This is a genomic window from Helicobacter pylori, from assembly GCF_021062735.1.
Classification (GTDB): domain Bacteria; phylum Campylobacterota; class Campylobacteria; order Campylobacterales; family Helicobacteraceae; genus Helicobacter; species Helicobacter pylori_DN.
Map to the genome: position 1 here is coordinate 117,192 of NZ_JAHXLB010000002.1, position 13,396 is coordinate 130,587.

Below are 13,396 nucleotides of genomic sequence, written 5' to 3' on the forward strand. Positions count from 1 at the left end.
GATCTTTTGATGTATAAAACAGCGATTAATCGTCCTATTACGACCTTGATGTTTGCTTTGGCGATTGTCTTTTTTGGGACTATGGGTTTTAAAAAATTGAGCGTGGCGCTTTTCCCTAAAATTGATCTGCCTACGGTGGTGGTTACTACGACTTATCCTGGGGCTAGCGCTGAAATCATAGAGAGTAAGGTAACCGACAAGATTGAAGAAGCGGTGATGGGGATTGATGGGATCAAAAAGGTTACTTCTACGAGTTCTAAAAATGTGAGCATTGTCGTCATTGAATTTGAATTAGAAAAGCCTAATGAAGAAGCCTTGAACGATGTGGTTAATAAAATTTCTTCGGTGCGTTTTGATGATTCTAACATTAAAAAACCCTCTATCAATAAATTTGATACCGACAGCCAAGCCATTATTTCGTTATTCGTGAGCAGTTCAAGCGTGCCTGCTACAACCCTCAATGACTACGCTAAAAAAACCATTAAACCCATGCTCCAAAAAATCGATGGGGTAGGGGGCGTGCAACTCAATGGCTTTAGGGAACGCCAGATTAGGATTTATGCAGATCCCACTTTGATGAATAAATACAACCTGACTTATGCGGATCTTTTCAGCACGCTTAAAGCGGAGAATGTGGAAATTGATGGGGGGCGCATTGTTAATAGCCAAAGGGAATTGTCTATTTTGGTGAATGCGAATAGTTACAGCGTGGCGGATGTGGAAAAGATCCAAGTGGGTAATCATGTGCGTCTTGGCGATATTGCAAAGATTGAAATCGGTTTGGAAGAAGACAACACTTTTGCGAGCTTTAAAGACAAGCCTGGTGTGATTTTAGAAATCCAAAAGATTGCCGGAGCGAATGAAATTGAAATCGTAGATAGGGTGTATGAAGCTTTAAAACACATTCAAGCCATTAGCCCTAACTATGAAATCAGACCCTTTTTAGACACCACGGGCTATATCCGCACCTCTATTGAAGATGTGAAATTTGACTTGGTCTTGGGGGCGATTTTGGCGGTTTTAGTGGTGTTTGCATTCTTGCGTAACGGCACGATCACTCTCGTTTCAGCGATCTCTATCCCTATTTCTGTCATGGGGACTTTTGCGCTCATTCAATGGATGGGCTTTTCATTAAACATGCTCACCATGGTGGCTTTAACGCTAGCGATAGGGATTATCATTGATGATGCGATCGTGGTGATTGAAAACATCCATAAAAAGCTAGAAATGGGCATGAACAAACGCAAAGCGAGTTATGAGGGGGTGAGGGAAATTGGCTTTGCTCTAGTGGCGATTTCAGCGATGCTGCTCTCTGTTTTTGTGCCCATAGGGAACATGAAAGGCATTATCGGGCGTTTTTTCCAAAGCTTTGGGATCACGGTGGCTTTAGCGATCGCTCTATCGTATGTGGTGGTCGTTACGATTATCCCCATGGTAAGCTCAGTCGTGGTCAACCCTAGGCATTCTCGTTTTTATGTGTGGAGTGAGCCTTTTTTTAAGGCTTTAGAATCTCGTTATACCAAATTACTCCAATGGGTATTAAACCACAAGCTCATTATCTTTATAGCGGTGGTTTTGGTGTTTGTGGGTTCGCTTTTTGTGGCTTCTAAATTGGGTATGGAGTTCATGCTGAAAGAAGATAGGGGGAGGTTTTTAGTGTGGCTTAAGGCTAAACCGGGCGTGAGCATAGATTACATGACACAAAAGAGTAAGATCTTTCAAAAAGCGATTGAAAAGCATGCTGAGGTGGAATTTACCACTTTGCAAGTGGGTTATGGCACCACACAAAACCCTTTTAAGGCTAAGATTTTTGTGCAACTCAAGCCTTTAAAAGAGCGCAAAAAAGAGCATGAATTGGGGCAATTTGAGTTGATGAGCGCTTTAAGGAAAGAGTTGAGAAGCTTGCCTGAAGCTAAAGGTTTAGATACTATTAATCTTTCTGAAGTTGCTCTTATAGGGGGCGGTGGGGATAGTTCGCCCTTCCAAACCTTTGTGTTTTCCCATTCTCAAGAAGCGGTAGATAAAAGCGTGGCGAATTTGAAAAAATTCTTATTAGAAAGCCCTGAATTAAAAGGCAAGGTTGAAAGCTATCATACAAGCACGAGCGAATCGCAACCGCAACTGCAACTGAAAATCTTAAGACAAAACGCTAACAAATACGGCGTGAGCGCTCAAACCATTGGATCAGTGGTGAGTTCTGCTTTTTCTGGGACTTCTCAAGCGAGCGTGTTCAAAGAAGATGGTAAAGAATACGACATGATCATTAGAGTGCCTGATGACAAGCGCGTTTCTGTAGAAGACATCAAACGCTTGCAAGTGCGTAACAAATACGATAAATTGATGTTTTTAGACGCTTTAGTGGAAATCACAGAAACTAAAAGCCCGTCCAGCATTTCTCGCTATAACCGCCAACGCAGCGTTACGGTGCTTGCTGAGCCTAATAGGAATGCGGGCGTTTCTTTGGGCGAGATCTTAACGCAAGTGAGTAAAAACACGAAAGAATGGCTGGTTGAAGGGGCGAATTACAGATTCACCGGAGAAGCGGATAACGCCAAAGAGAGCAACGGGGAGTTTTTAGTCGCTCTAGCGACAGCGTTTGTGCTGATTTATATGATTTTAGCGGCGTTGTATGAGTCCATTTTAGAGCCTTTTATCATCATGGTTACCATGCCTTTAAGCTTTTCAGGGGCGTTTTTTGCTCTGGGTTTAGTCCATCAGCCTTTGAGCATGTTCTCTATGATAGGCTTGATCTTGCTCATTGGTATGGTGGGTAAAAACGCCACGCTTTTAATTGATGTGGCGAATGAAGAGCGTAAAAAAGGTTTGAATATCCAAGAAGCCATTTTGTTTGCCGGCAAAACCCGTTTAAGACCGATTTTAATGACGACCATTGCGATGGTTTGCGGCATGCTGCCTTTAGCGTTGGCGAGTGGGGATGGAGCGGCGATGAAATCCCCTATAGGGATTGCGATGAGTGGGGGCTTAATGATTTCTATGGTCTTAAGCTTACTCATTGTGCCGGTGTTTTATCGCCTTCTCGCTCCCATAGACGACAAAATCAAGCGGTTTTATCAAAACCAAAAAACTTTAGAATGAAAAAAATTGTTTTAATTTTGGCTTTATGGGTGGGCTTGTTAGGGGCGTTTGAGCCTAAAAAAAGTCATATTTATTTTGGGGCTATGGTGGGTTTAGCCCCTATTGAAATAACCCCAAAACCCGTTAGCGATTCTTCTTATACGGCTTTTTTATGGGGGGCTAAAGGGGGATATCAATTCGCTTTTTTTAAAGCTCTAGCGCTAAGGGGTGAATTTTCCTACCTTATGGCGATAAAACCCACCGCATTGCACACGATTAACACTTCTTTATTGAGCTTGAATGCAGATGTATTGAGCGATTTTTACACTTACAAAAAATACAGCTTTGGGGTGTATGGGGGGCTTGGGATAGGGTATTTTTATCAAAGCAACCATTTAGGCATGAAAAATAGTTCGTTTATGGGTTATAACGGCTTGTTTAATGTGGGGCTTGGCAGCACGATTGCTCATCACCACCGCATAGAGCTTGGGGCTAAAATCCCTTTTTCAAACACCAGAAATTCTTTTAAAAATTCTTATTTTTTAGAGAGCGTTTTTATCCATGCGGCTTATAGTTACGCGTTTTAAAAAAGTTCCAAATAGCCCAATGATGGCTTCCATTTACAAGATACGATCCCTATAACCACACAAAGAGATCGCGCATTCTTTTTTAATTGTTATAATGGGTAGTGCAAAAAGTATTAAAGTATTAGCAAGTATTAGCATGACCGCATGAAAGGGTTTAAATGAAAGAGTTTAAAATGATTGATAAAAATGATAAAACAGATTTAAAAAACAAACGCTTTAAAAACCGCTCTTTTAAGGGCGTTAAAAAGAAAATCGCTAAAAAATATAAAATCAAAGACTCGTCTTTGACAATTTATCCCTTAAAAACGCGTTCAAACTTTTCCGTATCTTTTAACAAAAAAATCTTCTTAGGGCTAGGGTTTGTTTCAGCTTTGAGCGCTGAAGATTATAATAGTTCGGTGTATTGGCTCAATAGCGTGAATGAAAACCACAGCAACAAATCCTACTATATCAGCCCCTTACGCACTTGGGCTGGGGGGAGTAGGAGTTTTACGCAAAACTACAACAACAGCAAATTGTATATAGGGACAAAAAATGCTTCCGCAACGCCCAATAATTCTTCTATATGGTTTGGGAAAGAGGGCTATATCGGTTTTATTACAGGGGTTTTTAAGGCAAAAGACATTTTTATCACAGGGGCTGTTGGCTCAGGTAATGAGTGGAAAACCGGTGGGGGGGCGATACTGGTTTTTGAAAGCTCAAACGAATTAAACACTAACGGGGCTTATTTTCAAAATAACAGAGCCGGGACACAAACTTCTTGGATCAATTTGATTTCCAATAACAGTGTGAATTTGACAAACACGGATTTTGGCAACCAAACCCCTAATGGGGGCTTTAATGCTATGGGGCGAAAGATCACTTATAATGGCGGGATTGTCAATGGCGGGAATTTTGGCTTTGATAATGTGGATAGCAATGGCACAACCACCATTAGCGGAGTAACTTTCAACAATAATGGCGCGCTCACTTATAAGGGTGGGAATGGTATCGGGGGGAGCATCACCTTTACTAACTCTAATATCAATCATTATAAACTCAATCTTAACGCCAATAGCGTTACCTTTAATAACAGCACTCTAGGGAGCATGCCTAATGGTAATATTAATACTATAGGAAACGCCTACATTCTTAATGCAAATAATATTACCTTTAATAATTTGACCTTTAATGGGGGTTGGTTCGTTTTTGATAGATCTAATGCTCATGTTAATTTTCAAGGCACAACCACGATCAACAACCCCACTTCACCCTTTGTCAATATGAGCGCTAAAGTTACCATTAATCCTAATGCGGTTTTTAATATTCAAAATTACACGCCTAGCATAGGAAGCGCTTACACGCTCTTTAGCATGAAAAATGGCAACATCACTTACAATGATGTCAGCAACTTATGGAATATCATCAGGCTTAAAAACACGCAAGCCACAAAAGACAACAACAAAAACGCCACTTCTAATAACAACACCCACACTTACTATGTAACCTACAATTTAGGCGGCACACTCTATAATTTTAGACAAATTTTTAGCCCTAATTCTATTGTTTTACAATCTGTCTATTATGGTGCGAACAATATTTACTACACCAATAGCGTGAATATCCATGATAATGTCTTTAATTTAAAAAATATTAATGATGATAGAGCTGATGCGATTTTTTATCTTAACGGCTTAAACACTTGGAATTACACTAATGCGAGATTTTCTCAAACCTATGGCGGGAAAAACAGCGCTTTAGTCTTTAACGCTACGACCCCTTGGGCTAATGGCACAATCCCTAAATCTAACAGCACGGTGCGTTTTGGGGGGTATGAGGGAATCAATTGGGGGAAAACAGGCTATATCACCGGCACTTTCACGGCCGATAGGGTTTATATCACCGGTAACATGATGTCAGGTAATGGCGCTCAAACCGGTGGGGGGGCGACTTTGAATTTTGTGGGCGCGACTGAAATTAATATCGCCGGAGCTACTTTTAAAAACCTAAAAACCACTTCACAAAATTCTTACATGACTTTTATGGCGTTAGGGGATAGCTCTGGGAGTGGCAAGATCAATGTTTCTCAGTCTGATTTTTACGATTGGACAGGTGGGGGGTATGATTTTACCGGTAATGGCGCTTTTGATAGCGTGAATTTCAACAAGGCTTATTACAAATTTCAAGGCCCTAAAAACACTTACACCTTTAAAAACACGAACTTTTTAGCAGGGAATTTTAAGTTTCAAGGCAAGACCACCATTGAAAAATCCGTTTTAGATGACGCTTCTTATACTTTTAATGGCATAAATAACACTTTTAATGAAGACAAATTTAATGGCGGTTCGTTTAACTTCAACCACGCGGAGCAGACAAACGCTTTCAATAACAACTCGTTTAATGGCGGTTCGTTTAATTTCAACGCCAAGCAAGTGGATTTTAGTGGGAACTCGTTCAATGGGGGCGTGTTTGATTTTAATAAAACTTCTAAAGTCAGTTTTACTGATGACACTTTCAATGTGAATAGCCAATTTAAAATAAACGGCGCTCAAACAACTTTTACTTTCAATAAGGGCGTTGTTTTCAACATGCAAGGGCTTTTGAACAGCCTAAGCGTAGGCACGACTTATCAATTGCTTAACGCTAAAAGCGTGGATTATAAAAATAATAACGCTTTGTATCAAATGTTGCGCTGGACGAGCGGGGAAAACCCTAGCGGTAAGTTAGTGGATGAAAATCAATCCGCACCAAGCAGCACTAAAATTTATAATGTCCAATTCATTGATAACGGCTTGACTTACTACATCAAAGAAAATTTTAATAATGGGATCACGCTCACTCGTTTATGCACTCTAGGCTATACGCATTGCGTGAATATCAATAATGATGTATTCCATCTTAAAAATATCAATAACAACGCCAGTAACACCGTGTTTTATCTCAACGGCATGACGACTTGGAAGAACGCTGGCACAGGCGTTTTCACGCAAGATTATAGCGGCGCTAACAGCGTTTTAGTGTTCAATCAGACCACCCCTTTTCTTGTTGGGGCGAATCCCACTTCTAATAGCGTGGTGAGTTTTGGGAAAACTTCAGGGGCTGAATGGGGGCTAGTGGGTTATATTCAAGGCGTTTTTAAAGCCAATCAAATTGATATTACCGGCACGATTCGCTCCGGTAACGGCGCTCAAACCGGTGGGGGTGCGACTTTAGTGTTTAACGCTCAAAAGCGTTTGAATATCGCTAACGCTAGTTTGAATAACGATAAAGCCGGTTTGCAAGATTCATGGATGAATTTCATTGTTAATAATGGTAATTTGAATGCAACAAACGCAAATTTTAGCAACCAAACCCCGCATGGAGGCTTTAACCTTAAGGCCAATAACATTACTTGGGATAAAGGCTCTGTGAATGGAGGGGGGAATTTTGGCGTGGATAACGCCAATAGCAATGGCACAACCACCATTAGTGGAGTAACTTTCAACAATAACGGCACTTTGATTTATAAAGGGGGTGAAAACAGCGCCGGAAATTCTTTAACCCTAGAAAATAACACCTTCAATTCTTATAATATCAACGCCAGAGTGCAAAACCTTATTTTCAACAACAACTCGTTTAGTGGCGGTAGCTATTCGTTTAACGACACTAAAAACACCACTTTTAAAGGCACAAACACGCTCATTAACAGCGATCCTTTCAGCCGCCTTAAAGGATCAGTTTCTATTGAAAATGATAGTATCTTTAACATTGAAAGGGGCTTGACCGATAAAACCACTTACACGCTTTTAAGCGGGGATAGCATCAAATACAATAACCAAGCTTTAGCGGATAATGCTTTTTCAAAAAATTTATGGAATTTGATCCATTATGATGGCGAACGAGGGACTTTATTAAGGACGGATAATAATACTTTTTTTGTGCAATTCACCCAAAGCAACGGCCAAAAATTTGTTTTTGAAGAAACTTTTAATTCGGGATCTATCACTTATAAATACCTTACGCTCAACTCTTCGCTTTTCCACACAGACGCTGATTCTAAGGATATTTGGAGTCAAGTGAGGAAGCAGTTTGATTTTATTCCAGGAAAAACCCCTGTGTGTGTTGGCGTGTGCTATATCGCGCCTTATAAAAATCAAGACCTTATTGGCTCTAGCGCTTTTGCGTGGTCGCTGAACTTTGGGGCTACGGTGGTAGGGACTTTGCTTTTAGGGAGCGCGCAAGAAAAGGCTAATAATAATGGCGGATCTATCTGGTTTGGTAAGAATAATTTGCTGTATTTGCACGGCAATTTCAACGCAACTAATATCTTTTTAACGAATAACTTTAATGTCGGCAACCCTAACGCTGGCGGTGGGGCGACGATTAATTTTAACGCTGATAAAACCTTGAACGCTGACGGGTTGAATTATACGAATTTCCAAACCGTGGCTATGGGCTTACAAACTAGTGCGAGTCAGCATTCATGGGCGAATTTTAATTCCAGGTTTTCTATGGATATTAAAAACTCTAACTTTAGGGATTTCACATGGGGAGGCTTTAATTTTAATTCAGGGCGTATCACTTTTGAAAACACCACTTTTAGCGGCTGGACTAATATTAACGGAGCGACTGAGAGCGGCTCATCGTATGTGAATATGGTTGCGAATACGGATTTGATTTTTACTAATTCCATTTTAGGGGGGGGTGTTCGCTATGATTTGAAAGCTAATAACATTATTTTCAATAATTCTCAAATGGTTATTGATGTGTCTAAAAATGTGAATCAGTCTTCATTGAATGGGAATGTTACTTTCAATAATTCCAGGCTTTCGATCAAGCCCAACGCTGCTATTAATATTGGGGATAGCCAAACCCAAACGGCTTTAGAAAACGCCTCAAGCCTTTCTTTTTACAACAACAGCGTGGCGAATTTTAACGGCACAACCGCTTTTAACGGGGTGTCTTATTTGAATTTGAACCCTAACGCTCAAGTAAGCTTCAATCAAGCAAATTTCAATAACGCTAATGTAACTTTTTATGGCATCCCGCTATTTGGTAAAACGCCTGATTTTGGCAACTCCACACGCCTTATCAATTTCAAAGGGAATACGAATTTTAATCAAGCCACGCTCAATTTAAGGGCTAAAAATATCCATATCAATTTCCAAGGGGCTTCCACTTTTGAAAATAACTCTACGATGAATCTAGCTGAAAGTTCTCAAGCGAGCTTTAACGCTCTCAAAGTAGAAGGGGAAACGAATTTCAACCTCAACGGCTCAAGCTTGTTGAATTTCAATGGCGATAGCGTTTTTAACGCTCCTGTGAGTTTTTACGCTAATCATTCTCAAATTTCTTTCACTAAATTAGCGGCCTTTAATGCAGACGCTTCTTTTGATTTAAACAACAACAGCACCCTAAATTTTCAAAGCGTTCTTTTAAATGGTGCTTTAAACCTTTTAGGCAATGGCGCTAACGCTTTATCCATTAATGCAAGCGGGAATTTCAGCTTTGGAACTCAAGGGATTTTAAATCTGTCTAATGTGAATTTATTTGATGCAGAAAACAAGCCCTTAGTTTATAATATTTTACAAGCTCAAAATATTCAGGGTTTGATGGGGAATAACGGCTATGAAAAGATCCGTTTTTATGGCATACAGATTGAAAAGGCTGATTACTCGTTTAATAACGGCGTTCATTCGTGGAGTTTCACTAACCCACTCAATACGACTGAAACGATTACAGAAACTTTGCATAACAACCGCTTGAAAGTGCAGATCTCTCAAAACGGTGCTTCTAATAATGAGATGTTCAATCTCGCTCCTAGTTTGTATGATTACCAAAAAAACCCTTATGATGAAAGCTCTAATTCCTATAATTACACAAGCGATAAGGCCGGCACTCATTATTTAACGAGCAATATCAAAGGCTTTAATCAAAACAATGAAACACTAGGGACTTATAACGCGCAAAACCAACCCTTACAAGCCTTACACATTTATAATCAGGCTATCACTAAGCAGGATTTAAGCGTTATTGCCAGTTTGGGCAAGGAATTTTTGCCTAAAATGGCTAAGCTTATCGCTTCAGGGGCTTTAGACAATCTCAATCTCAATAGCCCGAATAGTTTTGAAACTCTTTTTGGTATCTTTGAAAAATACGGTATCACTTTAACTCAAGCAAATTGGAAGAGCTTATTAAAGATTATCAATAATTTTTCCAACACGGCTAATTATCATTTCTCTCAAGGCAATCTCGTGGTAGGAGCGATCAAAGAAGGGCAAACGAACACTAAAAGCGTGGTGTGGTTTGGAGGCGATGGGTATAAAGAGCCATGCGCGGTTGGGGATAACACTTGCCAGATGTTTAGGCAGACTAATTTAGGGCAGTTGCTCCATTCTAGCGCGCCTTATTTAGGCTACATTAATGCTAATTTTAGGGCTAAAAACATCTACATTACCGGAACCATCGGCAGCGGGAACGCTTGGGGGAGCGGAGGGAGTGCAAATGTGTCTTTTGAAAGCGCGACGAATTTAGTGCTTAATCAAGCCAATATTGACGCTCAAGGGACCGATAAAATCTTTTCTTATCTGGGGCAAGGGGGCATTGAAAAGCTTTTTGGAGAAAAAGGTTTAGGGAATGTGCTTTCTAATATCATTTATGAAGAGAGTTTGAATGATAACGCTATCCCTAAAGATTTAGCTAGTATGATCCCTAAAGATTTTGGATCTAAGACTTTAAGCTCTTTGCTTGGCCCTACTGAAGTGAATAACCTCTTAGGCGTGAGTGCATTCAAAAACGCGATCATGGAAATTTTAAATTCTAAAACGGTGGGCGATGTTTTTGGTGAAAACGGGCTTTTAAACGCTCTAGATCCTACGGAAAGAAAAAAAATCGATCAAATGCTTTTAGAGCAAATCCAAGCCCATTCTTCAGGGTTTGAAAAATTCATCGTTAAAACTTTAGGGATTGAAAATGTAGAGAATTTCATCAATACTTGGTATGGCAAGCAAAGTTTGAGTTCTTTTGCCAATAATTTTGTGCCTGGAGGGTTAAATCAAGCCCTTGATAAAATAGGCTCTAGCTCTGATTCCAAAGACTTACAGGGTTTCTTAAACAAAACGACTTTTGGGGATATTCTCAATCAAATGATTGAACAAGCCCCCTTAATCAATAAGCTCATTTCTTGGCTAGGCCCACAAGATTTGAGCGTTTTAGTCAATATCGCTTTAAATAGCATCACTAACTCTAGTAAAGAGCTGACTAGCACCATTTCTAGCATAGGTGAAAAAGCGTTAAATGACTTATTAGGCGAAGGCGTAGTGAATAAAATCATGAGCAATCAAGTCCTAGGGCAAATGATTAATAAAATCATCGCTGATAAGGGCTTAGGAGGCGTTTATCATCAAGGTTTAGGATCCATACTCCCTAAATCTTTACAAAAAGAATTGGAACAATTTGGCTTGGGATCTTTACTAGGCTCTAGGGGCTTGCACAATCTTTGGCAAAAAGGGAATTTCAATTTTGTGGCTAAAGATTATGTGTTTGTGAATAACAGCTCGTTTAGTAACGCCACAGGGGGGGAATTGAATTTTATAGCGGGCAAGTCCATTATCTTTAATGGGAAAAACACCATTAATTTCACGCAATATCAGGGCAGGCTTTCATTGATTTCTCAAGATTTTTCTCATATTTCATTAGATACCTTAAACGCTACCAATGGTTTAATTCTTAACGCGCCACGAAACGATATTATCGTTCAAAAAGGTCAAATTTGCGTGAATGTTTTAGATTGCATGGGCGAGAAAAAAGCTCATTCTTCAAGCGCGACAGCCCCAACCGATGAAACGCTAGAAGTGAATGCCAATAATTTCGCTTTCTTAGGTGCAATTAGAGCGAATGGCTTAGTGGATTTTTCAAAAGTCTTGCAAAATACGACTATCGGGACTTTAAATTTAGAGCCAAACGCCACTTTTAAAGCCAACAATTTGATCGTGAATAACGCTTTTAACAACAATTCTAATTACAGGGTCAATATCAGCGGTAATTTCAATGTGGTAAAAGGAGCGACTCTTAGCACGAATGAAAATGGTTTGAATGTGGGGGGCGATTTCAAGAGCGAAGGGCCATTAATCTTTAATCTTAATAACCCCACCCATCAAACGATTATTAATGTAACTGGCGCTTCTACGATCATGTCTTACAATAATCAAGCTTTAATCAACTTAAACACTCAACTCAAGCAAGGCGCTTACACGCTTATTAATGCTAAACGCATGGTTTATGGCTATGATAATCAAATGATTCTTGGAGGGAGCTTGAGCGATTATCTCAAGCTTTACACTCTCATTGATTTTAACGGCAAACGCATGCAATTAAATGGCGATTCGTTAAGCTATGACAACCAACCGGTCAATATTAAAGATGGGGGTCTTGTGGTAAGCTTTAAAGATTCTCAAGGGCAAATGGTGTATTCATCTATCCTTTATGATAAAGTTCAAGTTACCGTCTCTGATAAACCCATTAACATTCAAGCCCCTAGTTTGGAGTATTACATCAAATACATTCAAGGCAGCACTGGTTTGAATGCGATAAAATCTGCGGGCAATAATTCCCTTATGTGGCTGAATGCACTTTTTGTGGCTAAGGGGGGTAATCCCTTGTTCGCTCCTTATTATTTGCAAGACAATCCCACTGAACACATTGTGACTTTAATGGAAGATGTGAGCAGCGCTTTAGGCATGCTTTCTAAACCCAATCTTAAAAACAATTCCACCGATGTTTTACAGCTCAACACTTACACGCAACAAATGAGCCGTTTAGCCAAGCTTTCCAGTTTCGCTTCTTTTGATTCAACGGATTTTAGCGAACGCTTGAGCAGCCTTAAAAACCAAAGATTTGCTGATGCAATCCCTAACGCGATGGATGTGATTTTAAAATACTCTCAAAGGGATAAACTAAAAAACAACCTTTGGGCGACCGGCATTGGGGGCGTGAGTTTTGTGGAAAATGGCACAGGAACGCTCTATGGTGTCAATGTGGGCTATGACAGATTCATTAAGGGTGTGATTGTTGGAGGGTATGCGGCTTATGGGTATAGCGGATTTTATGAACGCATCACTAATTCTAAATCCGATAATGTGGATGTGGGCTTGTATGCGAGGGCTTTCATTAAAAAGAGCGAGCTAACTTTTAGCGTCAATGAAACTTGGGGGGCTAATAAAACCCAAATCAGCTCCAACGACACTCTACTTTCTATGATCAACCAGTCTTATCAATACAGCACATGGACGACGAACGCGAAAGTTAATTACGGGTATGATTTCATGTTTAAAAATAAAAGCATCATTTTAAAACCTCAAATTGGTTTAAGGTATTACTATATTGGCATGACCGGTTTAGATGGGGTGATGGATAACGCGCTTTACAATCAGTTTAAAGCGAACGCCGATCCGTCTAAAAAATCCGTTTTAACGATTGATTTCGCTTTAGAGAACCGCCATTATTTCAACACAAACTCTTATTTTTATGCGATTGGCGGCGTTGGTAGGGATTTGCTGGTGCGATCAATGGGGGATAAATTGGTGCGTTTCATTGGCGATAACATTTTGAGTTATAGAAAAGGCGAGCTTTATAACACTTTTGCGAGCATCACTACGGGCGGGGAAGTGAGATTGTTTAAAAGCTTTTATGCGAATGCTGGGGTGGGGGCTAGGTTTGGATTGGATTACAAAATGATCAACATTACCGGAAACATTGGAATGCGTTTAGCGTTTTAG

The 13,396-nt window shown here is 40.0% G+C and carries 3 protein-coding genes; all 3 read left to right on the top strand.

What is annotated here, in order from left to right; all coding sequences use genetic code 11:
* Positions 1 to 9: 9 nt before the first annotated feature.
* Positions 10 to 3,096 (top strand): efflux RND transporter permease subunit HefC, encoded by a 3,087-nt coding sequence (gene hefC / locus KX581_RS01890; protein WP_231175424.1) that lies wholly within the window; start codon positions 10 to 12, stop codon positions 3,094 to 3,096.
* A complete protein-coding gene (locus KX581_RS01895; protein ID WP_000725042.1) occupies positions 3,093 to 3,662 on the top strand; it encodes an outer membrane beta-barrel protein in 570 nt (189 codons plus the stop codon). Before hefC ends, KX581_RS01895 begins: the two co-directional genes overlap by 4 nt.
* Positions 3,663 to 3,835: 173 nt before the next feature.
* Positions 3,836 to 13,396 carry a vacuolating cytotoxin domain-containing protein gene (locus KX581_RS01900; protein ID WP_231175459.1) on the top strand — a complete coding sequence of 3,187 codons (9,561 nt, stop codon included), beginning with the start codon at positions 3,836 to 3,838 and terminating at the stop codon, positions 13,394 to 13,396.